Source organism: uncultured Ruegeria sp. (assembly GCF_947504215.1).
Taxonomy (GTDB): domain Bacteria; phylum Pseudomonadota; class Alphaproteobacteria; order Rhodobacterales; family Rhodobacteraceae; genus Ruegeria.
On record NZ_CANNGO010000010.1, the window covers coordinates 123,707 to 141,372 of the forward strand.

Consider the following 17,666-nt stretch of genomic DNA (forward strand, 5'->3'; position numbering starts at 1 on the left):
CTAAATGATTATGCTGCGCTATGTGGTGTATCGCTTTTTTACGATGCTGCTGACGCTGCTGGTCGTCTCGGTTTTGATATTCGTGATCATCAACCTTCCACCCGGCGACTATCTGAGCAACCAGATCGCAGAACTTCAAGCCTCGGGCCAGTCCGCAGGTGTCGCCAAAGCTGAGTTCCTGCGGGCAGAATACGCGCTGGATCGCCCCATGTGGGAACAATATTTAATCTGGATGGGGTTCTGGCCCGGGCCACACGGGTTTTCGGGACTGCTACAAGGCAACTATGGCTGGTCGTTTGAGTTTGATCGACCCGTGTCTGACATCGTCGGTGACACATTGTGGCTGACCGTTGTGGTCAATCTGGCCGCAATTCTTTTTGTCTACGCTGTCGCTTTACCGCTTGGTGTTCTCGCCGCTGCCAAATCCCGGACATGGATCGATTATACATCGGCCTTCGTGGGATATCTGGGCCTGGCAACACCAAACTTTCTGCTGGCGCTGATCCTGTTTTACTACGGGCACCAGTATTTCAACCTACCCATTGGCGGCCTGATGGATCCCTCTTTTGAAGGCCAACCCATGAGTTGGGAAAAGCTGAAATCCATCCTGATCCACCTCATCGTCCCAACATTTGTTATCGGCACCTCTGGCGCCTCGGCCATGATGCAACGCTTGCGCGCAAACATGTTGGATGAGCTGGGCAAACCCTATGTGGAAACTGCCATCGCCAAGGGTATGGCACCGTCCCGGATGCTAACGAAGTATCCGCTACGTGTCGCCTTCAACCCCTTTGTGGCCGACATTGGTAACTTGTTGCCTTCGATGATCTCGGGCTCTGTTTTGGTCTCGGTGGTTCTGGGCCTGCAAACCATTGGTCCCACCTTGCTGACGGCGCTTAAGACGCAGGACCAATTTCTGTCGGCTTTCGTCCTGATGTTCGTTGCCTTGTTGACTCTGATTGGCACCATGATCTCGGATATCCTGCTGGTCATGCTTGACCCACGCATCCGGTACGAAGGGCGCGAAGCATGACCGACCGCAACGACGACCGCTTTGTTGACGACGCTCCGTTTGATCCTCAGGCGTCGGTCCAGCAATTGGAGCGCGCGGATCTGGACGCCCCAAACTGGGTCTTGGTCTGGCGCAAATTCAGAACGCACAAATTGGGCCTTATCTCAGGTATCTTCCTGCTGCTGTGCTACCTGATGCTGCCCTTTGCGGGGTTCATTGCCCCTTATGGCCCAAATGAACGCAACGGCGAGCACCTTTATGCCCCGCCGCAATCAGTCAACTGGTTCCATGAAGGTGCTTTCATAGGTCCCTATGTCTATCCGATCGTGGCCGAGGCTGATCTGGAAACGTTCCAGTGGAAGTTCGTTCCCGATACCGAAGATCCCCGTCCCATCCGGTTTTTTTGCGAAGGGTCCGAATATCGATTGGCGGGGTTGATCCCGACAGATACGCATCTGTTTTGTGCCCCAGAGGGCGCCACGTTGTTCCTGTGGGGGTCAGACCGATTGGGTCGCGACATTTTCAGCCGAATTCTCTACGGGGCGCAACTGTCACTGACCGTGGGCCTTATCGGCATTTCGGTTTCGTTTTTCCTTGGTATCTTATTCGGCTCGATGGCCGGATATTTCGGCGGCCGGATCGACTGGGTCATCAATCGGGTCATCGAAGTCTTGCGCTCGCTGCCCGAATTGCCCTTGTGGCTGGCCCTTTCCGCTGCAGTTCCGTCCAATTGGAGTCCGGTTGCGGTTTTTTTCATCATCTCGATCATATTAGGCATCCTCGATTGGCCGGGACTGGCCAGATCTGTGCGCGCAAAATTCCTATCCCTGCGCGAAGAAGAATACGTCAGGGCTGCCGAGATGATGGGCGCAAGTTCGGGTCGGGTGATCCGCAAGCACCTTCTGCCCAATTTCATGTCTCACCTAATTGCCTCAGCCACCCTTTCGATACCGGCAATGATCCTTGGGGAAACCGCGCTCAGTTTCCTGGGCCTTGGATTGCGCGCGCCTGCGGTCAGTTGGGGCGTGATGTTGAACGACGCGCAAAACCTCGCGTCGATTGAAATCTATCCCTGGACCGCCATCCCGATGCTGCCGATCATCATCATCGTACTGGCATTCAACTTCCTGGGAGACGGGCTGCGGGACAGCCTGGATCCCTACCAGCAATGAGCTTGCTCTCATCTCTTCCGGCTGTGGACGGCTACCGGAAAAAGGGTTCCGGCGCGCTGCCCAGCGCATTTGCAGTCTCGGAACTGGCCACGGCGAGCGTCGCGGCTGTGGGTCAGGAACTGGCGCGCCTGATGACGGCACTGAACCTTGCGCCGACTGCACCCGAAGTCACTGTCGACCACCGCCTGGCGTCGCTTTGGTTTGGATACTCTTTCAAACCAGACGGTTGGGACATGCCCGACTTGTGGGATGCGATTGCCGGTAATTACCAGACCTCTGACGGCTGGATCCGGCTGCACACCAACCTTCCGCATCACCGAGATGCAGCCCTGAGAGTTCTGGAAACACCCGCAGATAGGGACGCTGTTGTCCAGGCTGTCAGATCCCGGACAGCCGCAGAACTTGAGACCGCTATAGTCGCTGAAGGCGGGGTCGCTGCAGCCATGCGCCGCCGCTCTGAATGGCAGGATCATCCGCAAGGCCGCGCTGTTGCCCGAGACCCGCTGATCGGCTGGCAAGGACCTCGAAGCATCAAACTGCGTGATCGACTCAAGGCAACTGAGGCGCGTCCTCTGGCCGGGCTGCGAGTCCTTGACTTGACCCGCGTTCTGGCTGGTCCCGTCTCGACCCGCACGCTCGCCGGGTTTGGCGCCGAAGTTTTGCGTATCGATCCTCCGGAATGGGACGAGCCCGGCGTGATCCCGGACATCTCACTAGGTAAGACTTGCGCGTATCTTGATTTAAAAACCCCAGAGGGGCTTGAGTGTCTGAAAGGCCTGCTGACGCACGCGGATGTCTTTGTCCATGGCTACCGACCTGGTGCTCTGGACGCACTTGGGCTGACAAAATCCAAACGGGACGAGTTGGCCCCGAATAGGGTTGAGGTCACGTTGGATGCCTATGGATGGCAAGGGCCGTGGTCAACGCGGCGTGGTTTCGACAGTCTGGTACAGATGAGCTCTGGGCTCGCTCATGCAGGGATGGACTGGGCAAGCGCCGATAAACCGACACCCTTGCCAGTTCAGGCCCTGGATCACGCCACCGGATATTTGATGGCCGCCTCGGTGCTGTCTGCGCTGGCCGAGGCTGCGTCGGGCAATTCGATTATGCACGCCCATCTGTCGCTGGCCCGAACAGCCGAATTACTGGCGGTTTTAGGCAAAACCGGACCAGATGATAAAGCAATCGAAGCCACTGCTAAGGACTACGCAGCGGCAATTGAGCAGTCTGGCTGGGGTCCTGGACACCGCCTCAAGCCGGCGCTGAGCGTTGGAAAGGCCAAAATGCGGTGGGCAAGCCCGGCTTCGGAACTCGGCTCGGCAGAACCAGGCTGGCCCTCCCTGACCATCTGACGCACCCGCCGCGCGGAACGCGCGGCCCGGCCCAACGCATTGGGTAATGTCTCGTCAGAGACGTTGGCTAATGCGGCGGGAGATCACCTTAGCGATCATCTCCGCCGGGTCCGATATCATCAAGGTAATCCTCATCGATGGCTGCCTGAACCGCACCAGTCACTGCCTCGCGCTCCCTAGGTGTTAGGTCTTCCGTTTCTTTGCCATCCGCCAAACGAACTGTAACCTCACGGTGGGCAAACCGAATGCCTTCCCGCGCAAACAGCTCTCGAATATCCTGGTAGACCCGTTTGCGCACCAGCCACTGATCACCCGGCTTGGTCATGAATTTGACCCGAATGATCATTGCCGAATCCTGCATCTCGATCACGCCCTGTGACTTGAGTGGCTGGATAAAGTTTTCCCCTATTACCGGATCGGTCAGCAACTCTTGCCCCAGCTTCTTGATCAGTTTGCGCACCTTTTCGACATCCGTATCATAGGTCACCCGCAGCGGCAGTTTCATGATCACCCAATCACGAGAGTAGTTGGTCAGAACTTTGATTTCCCCAAAGGGAATAGTGTTCAGCGCGCCCAGATGATGGCGCAGCTGGAACGAGCGGACAGATATTTTCTCGACCGTCCCTTTCACATCCCCAATGTCAATGTACTCGCCCTTGCGGAAGGCATCATCCATCAAAAAGAAGGCCCCTGAAAAGATGTCGCGTACCAGAGTTTGCGAACCAAAACCGACGGCCAGACCGACAACGCCGGCACCTGCAAACAATGGGCTAACGTTTATGCCCAGCTCCATCAGAACGATCAGGGCTATGGTCACCACAACCACGGCCAGAATGGCGCCTCGGAACAGCGGTAACAACGTGGCTAGCCGGCTCTGCCCACCTTCTCCACCCTCATCACCCAGCTCTGCGTCGCCGACCTCTACCTCTTCTTCTGCGATTTTACTATCGATCCAGATGCGGAAGAAATGGAACAGGATATAGCCCATAAACAGAATGACCATCACATCCAGCGCCCGTTCAATCGGCAGGTCCTCACTCCAGCTGGCATCCGGGTTCCAGATGACCACAAGCGCATACAGACCCACGACAAAAGCCAGAATGCCGGCAACACGCCGCGCCAGATCTTCATAGGTCAGGATCGTGTGTTTTCTCTGCTCGGCTTCGGGTGTTTCGGTTCCCTCGCTGGGGTCTTCATCGCAATCGGCATCGCTGTTTATCTGTTCCAGCCGGCGATTGCGGTCAAAATACCGTTCAAGCAGATAGTTCATCGCGCCATAGGCCACGACCACGGACATGAAAATTGCATAGCTGCTGGCCACAATCGGCAGCGAGTTCTCGTTTTCCAGAACCAGATCCACCGCCAGCTTGAACCAGCTGAACACCATGTAAATGATCAATACCGGCGCCCATCCATAAGAAATAAAGCGCAAAATCCAAGATACTTGATCCGCCGCCCGTCCACCGCGGATTGCATGTGAAATAGCGCCAGCGTTGAACAGGATCATCAAAACGTTTCCGACAGCCCCCAACATCGTCAACCCGCCATAGACCATCGCGTAAACGTTGTAGTTCAGGCCAAAATCCGCCACCCAGGTCGAAAACAGCGCCACCGAGATGTCATACGTCGCCAAAGCCGACGCCCAGTAATAAAGACGCTTAGCGTGACGGTCAGAAAAGGGTGGCAAACGGTACTGGCTTAGATATGGTGAAAGAACCATTCGCCACAGATCCGAGGCTGTGCGAGACAGGAAGAAAGCAGTAAAGACAGCCGTCACTGTAAACTGGATTGAGATATCTTCGGATTCGCCGAAAACCAGATACCCGACAATCAGCGCCATCAGCATGGCAAAAACTGTCGCTCCAATTCCTGTCAGAAAACGCATGACAAGGAACGGCATCTTCTCGCGGTACCCTTGCGGGTTTTCTTTTATCTTGGCGACGACATATCGCTTTGCAATACGCTTGCCGTAAATCTCGATGGACAGCCATCGCCCCAGCAAAAGGAACAGGATGTTCCAACCCAGAACTTCAAAATAGGTCTGTATTCGACCATCCGGACTGGTCTGTCGCAGAATGTACTGCACTTCGAACACCGAATAAGGCAGCGCTTCAAGGCGTGACTCCACCGACTCACGGAACTTCGAAAACCGTTCCTGCGCCTTCATCAGCTCAGACCCGTCAGCCATCGGGTTATCCGACGCATCCTCTTCTGCAGGCGCGTCACCCTGTGTCGTCGTGACGATTTGCCCAGCGCTGTCAATCACGATGACACTAGCGCCTGCTTCGCTGGCGGCCCGGATCGCAGCGGTCAGATCGCTGTCACTCGTGGTTTCAGCGTCGTCGCTTGACCCGGTCGGGTACCCAGGTATCAACGATGTTTGCGCCGCCACGTCGACAGGAAAGGCCATCATAAGGGCCCAGAATGCCAGGACTAGTCCGGCCAGAAAGTTTGGTTTCATAGGGTCTTGTATCCAGTTTTCCCGATGCCGGACAGATTACAGAACCATATGGGTCTATTCAAATCTTCACAGCAGACAATCTCAACATCTTGTCGGGACGTGTTCTCGGCGCACAGGGCCTCTGCGGGTGTTTTCAATTCAGGGGAAATTGACTATGACCGATTTTGTGTCTGAGTATCGTCCCGTTTGCTGTTTTCTCGATCATTCTGCGAACGATGCCAAACTCTGGTGCGATTTGCCGCGTATACATCAATATCCTGTTGCCAAATCGCAATGCTTAGCACATTTGCGGGAATACGCTTCTGCCTTTGGCAAGCGCCGCCAAGGAATGTAAGATAACGTCTGCGAACGCGCGGATACCGCATAACGACCTAGAAGACAGGCAAATGTATGAGCCTAAGCATAGCAAAAACCAAGTCGAACCGCGCGCCGCGTATCCTGTTTTACAGTCATGACACGTTCGGACTGGGTCATCTGCGGCGCTCGCGCGCGCTAGCTGCCGCGATGACGCAGGCAGATCCAAGCGCATCTGCGCTTATCCTGACGGGATCACCGATTGCTGGCCGTTTCACCTTTCCCCGTCGGGTTGACCACGTGCGGCTGCCCGGCGTGACGAAACGGGCCGATGGGTCTTATGCCGCGCGTACGATCGGAATGGGCATCGACGAGGTCACCGAGCTGCGTTCGGGTCTGATTCAAACTGCGGTTCAACAGTTCGATCCTGACGTCTTGATCGTCGATAAAGAACCCACAGGGTTCCGGGGTGAGCTGCTGCCAACGTTGAAGCATATGGAAAACGACAGTGGCACCAAGCTGATCCTAGGTTTACGTGATGTCCTGGACGAACCCGAGGTTCTGGCCGCCGAATGGGCCCGCAAGGAGGCCATCGCAGCGACTGAGCGGTTCTATCACGAAATCTGGGTTTATGGGCTGCGGTCAATCTATGACCCGACCAAGGGGTTGCCACTAAGCCCTGCTGCTCAATCCCGTATCCACTGGACCGGTTACCTGCGGCGCGATCTCGGCCCCATCGGTGAGCCGCCTGAACAGCCCTATATTCTGATCACGCCCGGCGGCGGTGGTGACGGTAAAGCAATGGTTAATCTGGTCTTGTCCGCTTACGAACAAGACCCGAAGCTATCGCCTCGCGCTGTTCTAGTCTACGGCCCCTTCTTGTCCGGTGAGTTGCGCGAAGAGTTTGAAACCCGCGTCGCCGCACTGAATGGTCGCGTTACAGCCGTGGGGTTTGAATCCCAGATTGAAACTTTTTTTGCCGGTGCCGCCGGTGTGGTTTGCATGGGGGGCTACAACACGTTCTGCGAGGTTTTGTCCTTTGACAAACGCGCTGTCATCGTCCCCCGCACTACTCCGCGTCTGGAACAATGGATCCGGGCGTCGCGCGCCGAAGACCTCGGCCTGGTGAAGATGCTTGATGAGACGCGCGATGGTTTGACGCCCGCCTCAATGATCCAGGCCATCCGCAACCTGCCGCATCAAGACTTACCGTCGCAGACTATCCAGGACGGTTTGCTGGACGGGCTGGACTACGTCACTGATCGCATCGACACATTGCTGGGCCGGGAACAGGAGCGGGCCACCGGATGACCGCAACTGCCCCAAAGTTGGCGGTGTTGGTCAAAGGCTGGCCGCGCCTCTCCGAGACGTTCATCGCCCAGGAGCTTGTTGCCTTGCAGGATGCCGGGCATCAGTTTGACATTTGGTCGCTGCGCCACCCGACCGACACCAAACGCCATCCCCTGCATGACCAATTTGCGGGTCAGGTGCATTATCTGCCCGAGTATCTCTTTGACGAGCCTCAACGCGTTTGGAATGCGCGGCATCGTGCCCAGCACATGCCCGATTATGCCGAAGCCTACGATGTCTGGCGTCAGGATTTGCGCCGTGACCCAACGCACAACCGCATTCGCCGCTTTGGTCAGGCTTGTGTATTGGCCGCAGAATTGCCTGAGGCGACACAGGGCCTGTACGCACATTTCATGCACACACCGTCATCCGTCGCCCGCTATGCTGCCATCATGCGTGCCATCCCGTGGAGCTTTTCGGCCCATGCCAAAGACATCTGGACCTCACCCGATTGGGAAAAACGCGAAAAGCTACAGGCAAAAACCCACGGTGCCCAATTTGGTGCGACCTGTACTGCCGTCGGTGCCGACCACCTGCGCGAGCTCGCGGACGACCGGGGTCGTGTCGATCTGATCTATCACGGGTTGGACCTGACCCGTTTTCCAACACCGCCCAATCGCATCCAGCGCGCGTCTGATAGCCCATTTCGCATGGTGTCCGTCGGCCGTTTGGTCGAGAAAAAGGGCTTTGACCGCCTGATCGAAGCGTTTGCCTTGCTGCCAGCATCGCTGGATTGGCACTGGACTCACATTGGGGGCGGCTCTCTCGGCGACGCTTTGACAGGGCAAGCCAACGTAGCCGGGGTCGCAGACAGGATCACCTGGCAGGGTCCGTGCGATCAGCCGGAAGTGATTCAGGCCATGCGAGCCGCAGACTTGTTCGTGCTGCCAAGCCGCATTGCAGCCGATGGTGACCGCGACGGGTTGCCCAATGTCTTGATGGAAGCAGCCTCGCAATTGCTGCCGATTCTGTCGACGCCAGTGTCGGCCATTCCAGAGTTCATCGAGACCGGAACGCATGGCGTTCTGTCTAATGACGACCCCGCATCGCTGGCCGCGGCAATGATAGCAATGGCGTCCAATCCTGAGAAATCTGCCCAGATGGCCGATGCCGCCTACCGCCGTCTGATCGCCGAATTTCAGATGGATCCGGGCATCGCACGCCTGTCTGCGCGGCTGAATGCCTTGTGTTCGGATGCGGCGTAATGGCCCGAGTTGCCTTTTATGCACCGATGAAAGCTCCCGACAGCCCGAAACCCTCGGGCGATCGCGAAATGGCCCGAAACCTGATGAAGGCCATCGCTGCCCAAGGTGATCCAAGCGATTTGGTGTCCCGTCTTCGTACCTATGACAAAACGGGGGACGCTGCCCTGCAACAAACACTCCGTGACGCAGCACAGGCTGAAGCAAAACGACTAATCGCCCAGATGCCGTTGGATACGGACCTTTGGGTGACGTACCACAACTATTACAAAGCCCCCGATTTACTGGGACCGCAGGTCTGCGCCGCACGGGGAATTCCCTATGTCCAATTGGAAAGCACCCGCGCTACCAGTCGCTTGACCGGTCCGTGGGCCGGGTTCGCGCAATCTGCGCATGATGCTTGCGATGCGGCCCAAGTAATCTTTTACCACACCGCAAATGACCTGATCACGTTGGAACGAGGCCGGTACCACAATCAGGCGTTGGTAGAACTTCCACCCTTCTTGCCAATCTGCGAGTTACCCCCGGAAACCTCTGGCCATGGTCCGATGCTGACGGTGGGGATGATGCGAGATGGCGACAAGCTGGCGTCTTACGCAATTCTGGCCCAGGCTTTGTCCCATTTGGAAGGCGACTGGAGTCTTGAGATCGCAGGCGACGGCCCTGCCCGGGCCGAAGTCGAAGCCCTTATGGCACCATTTGGTGGCAAGGTTGAATTTCTGGGTCAGTTGGATCGCGATGCTTTGCACGCGGCATATTCGCAATCCTCATTTCTCGTATGGCCTGGCGTGAACGAGGCATACGGTATGATCTACCTAGAAGCGCAGTCGGCGGGCCTGCCGGTGGTTGCACAAGACCGGCCCGGGGTTCGGGATGTGCTGTTCCCATCTGATTACCCGTCGGTCAGCGCGGGCCCCATGGGCCTTGCCAAGCACATGCAACAGCTGCTGGATGATCCGCTCCTCTGCCGGTCTATGGGCTCAAAGGCGCGCGCGCATATCGAGCGCCACCATCTGATGCCCAAAGCAACCGAACGGTTTTGGGCAACCATTCGTCCAATGCTAAAGGTATCGTCATGACCCGACTGGCCCTGCTGCGTCATGGACATACGGATTGGAACCGAGCCGGACGCATTCAGGGGCGCAGCGACATTCCGTTGGATCAAGCCGCGCGCGACGAGTTGTCGGGGTACGATCTTCCCGATCACTGGAACGCTGCGGACATCTGGTCCAGCCCACTGCAGCGTGCCAGCGAGACAGCCAGGCTGGTTACCGGCCAACCGCCCCGGATATCGGATGCGCTGATTGAAATGAACTGGGGTGACTGGGAAGGCTTGCGCGGCGTTGATCTGATTGCTGACACCGACAGTGGTTATCGACATATCGAGGATTGGGGATGGGCCTATCGCCCTCCAAACGGCGAAAGCCCGGCCGAGGTCTGGGCCCGGTTGTCTCCTTGGGTTTTGGGTCTGCGGTCCGATACGGTCGCTGTTTGCCATATCGGGATCATGCGGGTCATTCTTGCCCAAGCATGGGGCTGGGATTTCGAAGGTCCCGCACCATTTAAAATCAAACGCAATCGGCTTTACGTTATCAATTTGACCGATATGTCCCCCGACGCCGCACCCGTTCGTCTGATCAAACGCGAGGCCATCTGATGAAGGTGATGATCATCGTCACGCATTTGCTGGGCACCGGTCATCTGAGCCGCGCTTTGACACTGGGACGGGCCTTTGCCAAGGATGGGGGCGACGTTATGGTTGTATCTGGCGGCATGCCCGCACCGCAGTTGGACAGCGGCGGCGTGACGTTGTTTGGGCTGCCGCCTTTGCGATCTGATGGAACAGATTTCACCCGATTGCTGACCGACCAAAATGATGTCGCCGATGACCGCTATAAAGCAGCGCGCGTAACGGCCCTAACGCAAGCTGTCCAAAGCTTTCAGCCGCAGGTTCTGATCACCGAGCTTTATCCATTTGGTCGAAGATCGCTGGCCAGCGAATTCGACGCGGCCCTTACCACTGCGCGGAACCTTGACCAGCCGCCCATCATTCTTGGATCAATCCGGGATATTCTGGCCCCCCCGTCGAAGCCCTCAAAGGCCACCCGCGCAGATGACATTGTCGAGCAGTTTTACGACGGCATTTTGGTCCATTCCAACGAAAGCCTAACACCGTTGTCTGTCAGCTGGCCTGTGTCAGCGAAGTTGGCGGCGCGATTGCACTATACGGGTTTTGTTGCGCCAGAACCGCCACAACCGCATCCCGAGGATATTGGCGCGCATGAGGTACTTGTAAGCGCAGGTGGCGGATCGGTAGGACAGCCGATCTTTCGCGCGGCCATCGAGGCCGCCCGAAAGATGCCCAACAGGCGCTGGCGCCTGTTGGTTGGTGGGCAGGATGCTAAAAGGCGCATTGCCGAACTTTCTGAATTGGCGCAAGGCACAGCTGTGTCACTGGAACCCGTACGTCCGGATTTTCGGCAGATGCTGCCTCTTGCCGCTGCTTCGATCAGTATGTGTGGCTACAACACAGCACTGGACATCCTGCAAAGTGGCACACCAGCGGTATTTGTTCCGTTCGATGACGGCAAAGAAGTTGAACAAGGGCTGAGAGCCCACAGCTTGTCCGAGCTACCAGCCATTGAGGTTCTGACCAGTCAAAATCTGACAGGTGAGAGGCTTGCAAATGCTTTAGAGCGTGTCATTTCCGATGGGCCGCGCAGTCCCCAGATACAGGGGTTTGATGGTGCGAAGCAGACAGTTGAAGTCACAAAGCGCCTTTTGGAGAAACGTCGATGATCCCGAACTGGCAGCCGCTTGATGCTGAACTGAAGCTCTGGCTTGATCAGGAGGTCTCTCTGCCGCTGTGGTGGCGGGACGATGATACAATCTGCCAAACCCCTCAGTTGGATAGGCTGTCCGAGATGTCGGCGCAGTTGGGTCTGCCTGTTCATCTGGCCATTGTACCGCGCGACGTCGACCCCAAGTTGGCAGATTATGCCTTGCGACGACCAACCCTGATTCCAGTTGTCCACGGCTGGGCCCATATGAACCATGCACCAGACGGCGAAAAGAAATCTGAGTTCGGCTTGTATCGCCCGTTGGAGGACATCGTTGCAGATGCGCGAGCAGGCCATGCGAAGCTGACAGAGCTATTCGGTAACGATCTGCGCCCCATGTTCGTGCCCCCCTGGAACCGCATCGCCGCCGAAGCCGTAAACCGGTTACCGGAAATAGGCTTTCGCATCCTCTCAACTGCAACCCCCCGCAAGACCGCGCAACCCGTGCCAGGTTTGGATCAAATCAACACGCATCTCGACCCAGTTCACTGGCGCGGGGGCCGTGGACTAATCCCGGCTGATACATTGATCGCCCAGACGGTCGGCCTGTTACGGGATCGTCGCGAAGGGCGTGCCGACAATACAGAACCCTTTGGCGTATTGACGCACCATCTGGTCCATGATCAAGACATCTGGGACTTTACCAACGCCTTGCTGCGCAAACTGCTGGATGGCCCTGCGGACGCGTGGGTTGCCCCAAGAACCTGACGAGAGAATTCCCCGATGAGCCGACTGGATTCCATGCTGCGCCGCCTGACGGCCCAACGAGATGGATTAAACTGGGCCGCAGCCCGAATTGGCAACGCACCCGGTGACATTCTGGACATGGGGCTGGGCAACGGCCGCACCTATGATCATCTGCGGGAGATCCTGCCAGATCGCAAGATATGGGTAATGGACCGGGTGCTGCAATGTCATCCTGACAGCACCCCTCCATCCGAGGACTTTCTACAAGGTGAAGCCGAGCCGATGTTGCGCAAACTGGCAGACACCGGACGCAAAGTTGCGATGGCGCATTATGATTTCGGGCGCGGCATCAAGGATGAGGACGTGGCCGAGGCTGCCCGCCTCAGCCCGTCGATCTCGCGCGTGATGCAACCCGGCGGCCTGTTAATCTCGGGGCAACCGCTTGTGGGGTTCGAGCAGATCAAAGGGCCCGAAACCATCGCCCCCGACCGCTATCTGTTTTATCTCGCCTGATCTGAGTTTTCTGTCGCGCCTTGTCAGGCAACCCGCCGCCCGCGCGACCAGACCGCAGTCAGAGCGGGAACACTCGCCCGCATGCGAAATCGGATCAGATCAGCACGTGCGCCGGTTCGCAGATCGCCACGATCCTCTAGTTCCGCAGCCCGAGCGGGTGCAAGCGTTACGGTTCTGATACCCCGCGCCATGTCACCCCATAGCTCGCCCAGTCTGGCTGCCGACAACAATAAAGCAGCCGGAACATAGTCCGAAGACATAATGTCAAGATGGCCAAGTTCAGCCAGTTCCCGCGCCGCGACATTACCGGAATGGGATCCTCCTCGGATGATATTCGGCGCTCCCATCATGACCTTGATATCGTGATCATGGCAGGACCGCGCGGCCTCGACCGTCGTTGGGAATTCGGCAAGGCTAATACCGTGGCCCGCCGAGACCCGAACCTGATCCTCGGTCGTGTCATCATGGCTGGCCAGAACTGCCCCAAAACGCCGCGCGGCTTTGACTGTTTCAATCTCGTGCCTGTCGCCGTTGCGATCCCGCAATCCCTTTAGCTGGGCGACGTGCTGCATGAATGTGTCGTCATCCATGGCGTGCTTACCCTTCAGGTAAGCCTCGAGCTTGGCCATATCGCGAAACTGTCGCTGTCCAGGTGTGTGATCCATAATCGAGACAATACCCACCCTGTCCTCTGGACCAAACTCATCCAATTCTTCGACGAGTGTTTCCGAACAAACCTCGGCGCGCAAATGAAGAAAATGACTGATTTTCAGCGCATCCTGTTGGCGCAATTGCCAAAGCTCTCGGGACAAACCCCGCGCATATTGCCTGTATCGCGCCGCGCCTGACGGGATTGACCCGACCCGCATCGCATCAAACACTGTTGTGATCCCGGTGCTGGCCAGTTCCGCATCATGGGCCAGGATCGCAGCCGTGTGGGGCCAGTCGACCTTGGGGCGTGGCTGGATGTGACGCTCCAGATTATCGGTATGCAGCTCGACCAAGCCTGGGCTGACATAGTCGCCGTCACAATCGGTTGCGCCTTTTGGAACCGATGCTCCTGTGTCGATGTCAGCAATGTATTCGCCGACAATCCGAACACTGCCGGTGACAGTCTCGTCGGGTAGCACAATCGTGGCATTGGCAAGGATCAAGTCTTCTGTCATCTGAACTTCACACAGTTTGAGCTATTGGAACGCCACGCAATAGGAGGAGGCCAATGTGACATTCAAGCGGTACGCGATCTATTTTGCGCCACCCGCCGCGGCGGATTGGACGAAATTTGCAACCAGCTGGTTGGGCTGGGATATCGAAAGCGGGGCCGAGGTCGCGCACCCTGTCATAGATGGCATCGATGTCGCAGCTGTTTCGGAGGTGCCGCGCAAATACGGGCTGCATGGGACGATGAAACCGCCATTTCGCCTGAGGACCAGCCAATCGCTTAGCGCGCTGCAGAGCGCTTGCGCGACGCTTGCGGCCAGCCGCGCGCCTGTGGCGATGGAAGGTCTTGAGATCGCGCGCTTGGGCCGTTTCCTTGCGCTGCGCCCGTTGGGACATGCCGAGCAGTTGAACGCGCTGGCAGCAGCCTGCGTTCACGAACTGGACGACTTTCGCGCGGCGACATCCGAAGCTGAATTGGCGCGACGGCGCGCAGCTAACTTGACCCGGGACCAAGAGGCCAATCTGATCCAATGGGGCTATCCTTACGTGCTGGCATCCTTCCGGTTCCATATAACGCTCAGCGGCAGGTTGGACAAACCCACCTTGGTCAAAGTGCAATCCGCACTGGACACACATCTCGGCCCCCTGCTGCCCACGCCGTTCGAGATCACCGATCTGGCCTTGATGGGAGAGGCTGAAGACGGCCGGTTTCACCTGATCCATCGCTATGCCCTTTCCGGCTGAAGTCGGGTCAGGATTTCGCTGATCGTTTCATCAAGTGATCCTGAATTGTCGATTTCGATGACGCGGCTCAGCCCGTCGGGCAATAGCGCTTTGGCTTCACATCGTTGCTGGGCAATTTCAGCGAGCGCGCCGTAAAGCGGCCCGTGCGCGGGCCAGTGCATCGCAAACGCACCATCCCGCACCACGTACTCAAACACATCAACAGACACGCGTTTGACGTGTTTGAAGATCTTATCGCAGGGGCTCTTCGATATGTTTCTCATCATCCACTCCTTGGTGGCTACGATGAACCAGAAACACTCTCTTATCATATACGGCTATCTGGACCCACAATCGCTGACGTCAAACAACCCACATCCAGCGTCGCATCATCAACAACAATTATCACCGAAGCGCATGGTCAGTTTTTTGATCCGCAGCATGTGCCACCCTCAACTCATCTTGGCGATCGGTTACAGCCGCAATTCAAGCGAGGGTGTCATTTGCGTGATAGTTCTATAGCGGTGCCGCGATGTTGGTTCGCGCGTTGTTCGTCCAGAAAGGTGGGTTGCAGGTCTACCACTCGCCCCCTGCTGCAGGTATATGCATCGGCAACGCTCCAACACTTACGAGGCTGCAATGAGCTTTGACCGCACCATCAAGATCGCTCCGTCGATCCTGTCTGCCGATTTTGCCAATTTCGGACAAGAGATTCAGGCCATAGAAGCGCAGGGCGCGGATTGGGTCCATGTTGATGTGATGGACGGTCACTTTGTTCCCAACCTCACATTCGGCCCCCCGGCGGTAAAAGCTTTTCGGCCACATGTCAAAACGGTGATGGACGTTCACCTGATGATCACGCCGGTTGATCCCTACATTCAGGCCTACGCGGATGCGGGCGCGGATATCCTGACCGCCCATGTTGAGGCCGGCCCGCATACCCACCGCACCCTGCAGGCCATCCGTGCCGCCGGTATGAAAGCAGGCGTCGCCCTGAACCCCGGCACGCCCGCCGAGACAGTTGAACATCTATTGGATCTGGCAGACCTGGTTTGCGTCATGACAGTGAACCCGGGCTTTGGTGGCCAGAAGTTCATCGACATGACGGACAAAATCCGCAAGCTGCGCCAAATGATCGGAGACCGCCCGATCCATATCGAGATCGATGGCGGGGTCGACCCACAAACTGCCCCGCTGGTCGCGGGGGCAGGTGCCGACGTGCTGGTTGCGGGGTCAGCGGTGTTCAAAGGCGGGTCGGTGCAGAATCCGGACGTTTATGGTGAGAACATCGAAGCGGTGCGTGCAGCGGCTGAAACTGCGGTTTCTTAGAAAGTAACCCAAGCCCCATTGAATTGAACTCCAGTATTGGCCAAGCGCCTCCGGGCCTCGGCATGGTAGGGGTCGCTCTGCCACTTTTGCGTAAGCTCAACGATTGCTGTACCGAACACGCATCTTTATTGCCTGCATGATACGTCCTTCCGCAACCAATTCGGACAGGTAGTCGCTCAGGTAGTCTTCTGACAATCCCAGTGAAACAGCATCATCGAACGTGCTTTCCGAGGCTGCAAAATTACCTTCGCTCAACAGCACAAGCGCGTGAATAAACCGCGCGTAAGACCCATCAGCGTCAAGAAAAAGTGTCCGGTTTATTGCCTCGCGCGCCTCTTTAGGTTTACCAAGCCAATGCGCAATTTCAGCGTGGAGTCGGTGATCAAAGTGATCTGCGTCCTCGAGCTCGACGCTGCGTCGAATTTGAACTAGCGCTGCATCAAATTCGGAATCGTCGACCAGCAATTTGGCGCGCCAATACAACAAGTAGCTGCTTGTACCAATCTGCTCCTCAGCATTCGCCAAAACGGCGTGCGCGTCTGACCTTTGGCCAAGCGCGGAAAGCGCACGCGCTTTACGAACATACCCCTCCGCATCCTCCGGCCAAGCTTCTATGACGACCTCGGAATCCTTGAGCGCTTGTTTGGGTCGCTCTAAAACGAGCAAGATAAGAGAACGGCGCGACTTGGCCGCAATAAAATCTGGCTTCAGATCCAAAGCTCGGGTCACATGCTCAAAGGCGGCGTCCCACTCGCCCAACTCTGACAAAACAAAGGCCATTCCATACTCTGCGTAGGCGTCCGAAGGGTCGACTTCGATGGCCGATTTGAAGAGTTCAAGCGCGCCGTCATTGCGGCCTTGATCGTTCAATCCCCATGCCAACTCTCGAAGAGCCCAAGTGTATTCAGGGTCTAAAGCCAACGCGACGCGCATGTTTTGTTCAAATTCGTCGAAACCAATCTGCCCATTTCGACGTTGGCTGGCCGCCAAACCCGCCATATTGTAGGCATTGGGTTTGCGCGACGCTGCTTTTCGAAAACTAACAGCGGCCAGAACGTGGTCATCGCGATAGTATGCAACCCAGCCCTGGCCTTGTAATCCTGGCTCAGCATTTGGATCCAAACTCAGGATTTCACCAAACGCCTCTTCCGCCTGATCAAAGTTATCAAGATCAAAGTGAGCCCACGCCATCTTGTCCAGCATCTCGATGCGTTGTCCGTCCGACGCTCCGACTTCGCCCAAACCCAGCTGGCAAATCTCAATCAGCCTTTCCGGTGTGTCCTGCTGATCGATGCAGGCCGAGGCATATGTAGACTCCGAGTTTGTGAGAAGCGGCTTGGCATGACCGTGGCCACCAAATGAGATCGTCACCACTACCACGATAGCAAAAACACTTTTCAGACAGTTTGTGGGAATAATCATTGAATCCAATATCGCTTTCAGTTTCGTGCAGAATAACCAAAACTGTGATGAGAAAAAGGCCGCCCGTTGTGGGGCGGCCTTCTTTGTTTCAACGATGTGCCGGGCTGACGCCCGGTCTACCGATTACTCTACAATCTTCGACACAACG

At 56.9% G+C, this 17,666-nt stretch carries 16 protein-coding genes; 12 read left to right on the forward strand and 4 right to left on the reverse strand.

What is annotated here, in order from left to right:
* Positions 1-4: 4 nt before the first annotated feature.
* From Q1B21_RS16915 to Q1B21_RS16925, 3 genes are read left to right on the forward strand one after another with little or no spacing between them, the layout of a single operon-like run.
* The gene (locus tag Q1B21_RS16915) at positions 5-1,033 is read left to right on the forward strand and encodes an ABC transporter permease (protein WP_299082615.1); all 1,029 of its coding nucleotides are present in this window, start codon (positions 5-7) and stop codon (positions 1,031-1,033) included.
* Positions 1,030-2,184 (forward strand): ABC transporter permease, encoded by a 1,155-nt coding sequence (locus Q1B21_RS16920; RefSeq protein WP_298936547.1) that lies wholly within the window; start codon positions 1,030-1,032, stop codon positions 2,182-2,184. The genes Q1B21_RS16915 and Q1B21_RS16920 overlap by 4 nt, the downstream gene beginning before the upstream one ends.
* Positions 2,181-3,536 carry a CoA transferase gene (locus tag Q1B21_RS16925; protein WP_299891185.1) on the forward strand — a complete coding sequence of 452 codons (1,356 nt, stop codon included), beginning with the start codon at positions 2,181-2,183 and terminating at the stop codon, positions 3,534-3,536. Before Q1B21_RS16920 ends, Q1B21_RS16925 begins: the two co-directional genes overlap by 4 nt.
* An 88-nt stretch (positions 3,537-3,624) precedes the next feature.
* On the opposite strand, the gene Q1B21_RS16930 is transcribed toward Q1B21_RS16925, so the two are convergent.
* Positions 3,625-5,997, reverse strand: coding sequence for a mechanosensitive ion channel domain-containing protein (locus Q1B21_RS16930; protein ID WP_299891188.1), 2,373 nt, complete (start codon positions 5,995-5,997; stop codon positions 3,625-3,627).
* Positions 5,998-6,387: 390 nt separating this feature from the next.
* Here Q1B21_RS16930 and Q1B21_RS16935 point away from each other — a divergent pair, with 390 nt between their 5' ends.
* The 7 genes from Q1B21_RS16935 to Q1B21_RS16965 are packed head-to-tail and all read left to right on the forward strand — an operon-like array spanning position 6,388 to position 12,883.
* Positions 6,388-7,602 (forward strand): glycosyltransferase, encoded by a 1,215-nt coding sequence (locus Q1B21_RS16935; protein ID WP_298936544.1) that lies wholly within the window; start codon positions 6,388-6,390, stop codon positions 7,600-7,602.
* Positions 7,599-8,846, forward strand: a complete 1,248-nt coding sequence (locus Q1B21_RS16940; protein WP_299891192.1) for a glycosyltransferase family 4 protein — start codon at positions 7,599-7,601, stop codon at positions 8,844-8,846. Before Q1B21_RS16935 ends, Q1B21_RS16940 begins: the two co-directional genes overlap by 4 nt.
* The gene (locus Q1B21_RS16945) at positions 8,846-9,922 is read left to right on the forward strand and encodes a glycosyltransferase family 4 protein (RefSeq protein WP_299891195.1); all 1,077 of its coding nucleotides are present in this window, start codon (positions 8,846-8,848) and stop codon (positions 9,920-9,922) included. Before Q1B21_RS16940 ends, Q1B21_RS16945 begins: the two co-directional genes overlap by 1 nt.
* Positions 9,919-10,500, forward strand: a complete 582-nt coding sequence (locus Q1B21_RS16950; RefSeq protein ID WP_299891198.1) for a histidine phosphatase family protein — start codon at positions 9,919-9,921, stop codon at positions 10,498-10,500. The genes Q1B21_RS16945 and Q1B21_RS16950 overlap by 4 nt, the downstream gene beginning before the upstream one ends.
* Entirely contained in the window at positions 10,500-11,642 is a 1,143-nt protein-coding gene (locus Q1B21_RS16955) for a glycosyltransferase (RefSeq protein WP_299891201.1), read from the forward strand. The genes Q1B21_RS16950 and Q1B21_RS16955 overlap by 1 nt, the downstream gene beginning before the upstream one ends.
* Entirely contained in the window at positions 11,639-12,391 is a 753-nt protein-coding gene (locus tag Q1B21_RS16960) for a polysaccharide deacetylase family protein (protein WP_299891204.1), read from the forward strand. The genes Q1B21_RS16955 and Q1B21_RS16960 overlap by 4 nt, the downstream gene beginning before the upstream one ends.
* A gap of 15 nt (positions 12,392-12,406) precedes the next feature.
* Positions 12,407-12,883, forward strand: a complete 477-nt coding sequence (locus tag Q1B21_RS16965) for a class I SAM-dependent methyltransferase (RefSeq protein ID WP_299891207.1) — start codon at positions 12,407-12,409, stop codon at positions 12,881-12,883.
* 23 nt (positions 12,884-12,906) lie between these two features.
* Here Q1B21_RS16965 and Q1B21_RS16970 read toward each other — a convergent pair whose 3' ends face one another.
* Positions 12,907-14,049 carry an alpha-D-ribose 1-methylphosphonate 5-triphosphate diphosphatase gene (locus Q1B21_RS16970; RefSeq protein WP_299891210.1) on the reverse strand — a complete coding sequence of 381 codons (1,143 nt, stop codon included), beginning with the start codon at positions 14,047-14,049 and terminating at the stop codon, positions 12,907-12,909.
* A 55-nt stretch (positions 14,050-14,104) separates the two neighbouring features.
* On the opposite strand from Q1B21_RS16970, the gene Q1B21_RS16975 reads away from it, so the two are divergent.
* The gene (locus Q1B21_RS16975) at positions 14,105-14,788 is read left to right on the forward strand and encodes a DUF1045 domain-containing protein (RefSeq protein WP_299891213.1); all 684 of its coding nucleotides are present in this window, start codon (positions 14,105-14,107) and stop codon (positions 14,786-14,788) included.
* On the opposite strand, the gene Q1B21_RS16980 is transcribed toward Q1B21_RS16975, so the two are convergent.
* Positions 14,770-15,051: a hypothetical protein gene (locus Q1B21_RS16980; RefSeq protein WP_299082627.1), complete on the reverse strand. Its 282-nt coding sequence runs from the start codon at positions 15,049-15,051 to the stop codon at positions 14,770-14,772. The two genes, Q1B21_RS16975 and Q1B21_RS16980, sit on opposite strands and share 19 nt — an antisense overlap.
* Before the next feature lie 355 nt (positions 15,052-15,406).
* On the opposite strand from Q1B21_RS16980, the gene rpe reads away from it, so the two are divergent.
* Positions 15,407-16,096 (forward strand): ribulose-phosphate 3-epimerase, encoded by a 690-nt coding sequence (gene rpe / locus Q1B21_RS16985; RefSeq protein WP_299891216.1) that lies wholly within the window; start codon positions 15,407-15,409, stop codon positions 16,094-16,096.
* Positions 16,097-16,192: 96 nt separating this feature from the next.
* On the opposite strand, the gene Q1B21_RS16990 is transcribed toward rpe, so the two are convergent.
* On the reverse strand, positions 16,193-17,518 hold the full coding sequence (locus tag Q1B21_RS16990) for a tetratricopeptide repeat protein (RefSeq protein ID WP_299891219.1): 1,326 nt from the start codon (positions 17,516-17,518) through the stop codon (positions 16,193-16,195).
* Positions 17,519-17,666: the final 148 nt, after the last annotated feature.

Coding starts and splice junctions, on each gene's coding strand:
- Q1B21_RS16915 (WP_299082615.1), top strand. CDS start 5: ATGATTATGCTGCGCTATGTGGTGTATCGCTTTTTTACGATGCTGCTG.
- Q1B21_RS16920 (WP_298936547.1), top strand. CDS start 1,030: ATGACCGACCGCAACGACGACCGCTTTGTTGACGACGCTCCGTTTGAT.
- Q1B21_RS16925 (WP_299891185.1), top strand. CDS start 2,181: ATGAGCTTGCTCTCATCTCTTCCGGCTGTGGACGGCTACCGGAAAAAG.
- Q1B21_RS16930 (WP_299891188.1), bottom strand. CDS start 5,997: ATGAAACCAAACTTTCTGGCCGGACTAGTCCTGGCATTCTGGGCCCTT.
- Q1B21_RS16935 (WP_298936544.1), top strand. CDS start 6,388: ATGAGCCTAAGCATAGCAAAAACCAAGTCGAACCGCGCGCCGCGTATC.
- Q1B21_RS16940 (WP_299891192.1), top strand. CDS start 7,599: ATGACCGCAACTGCCCCAAAGTTGGCGGTGTTGGTCAAAGGCTGGCCG.
- Q1B21_RS16945 (WP_299891195.1), top strand. CDS start 8,846: ATGGCCCGAGTTGCCTTTTATGCACCGATGAAAGCTCCCGACAGCCCG.
- Q1B21_RS16950 (WP_299891198.1), top strand. CDS start 9,919: ATGACCCGACTGGCCCTGCTGCGTCATGGACATACGGATTGGAACCGA.
- Q1B21_RS16955 (WP_299891201.1), top strand. CDS start 10,500: ATGAAGGTGATGATCATCGTCACGCATTTGCTGGGCACCGGTCATCTG.
- Q1B21_RS16960 (WP_299891204.1), top strand. CDS start 11,639: ATGATCCCGAACTGGCAGCCGCTTGATGCTGAACTGAAGCTCTGGCTT.
- Q1B21_RS16965 (WP_299891207.1), top strand. CDS start 12,407: ATGAGCCGACTGGATTCCATGCTGCGCCGCCTGACGGCCCAACGAGAT.
- Q1B21_RS16970 (WP_299891210.1), bottom strand. CDS start 14,049: ATGACAGAAGACTTGATCCTTGCCAATGCCACGATTGTGCTACCCGAC.
- Q1B21_RS16980 (WP_299082627.1), bottom strand. CDS start 15,051: ATGAGAAACATATCGAAGAGCCCCTGCGATAAGATCTTCAAACACGTC.
- rpe (WP_299891216.1), top strand. CDS start 15,407: ATGAGCTTTGACCGCACCATCAAGATCGCTCCGTCGATCCTGTCTGCC.
- Q1B21_RS16990 (WP_299891219.1), bottom strand. CDS start 17,518: ATGATTATTCCCACAAACTGTCTGAAAAGTGTTTTTGCTATCGTGGTA.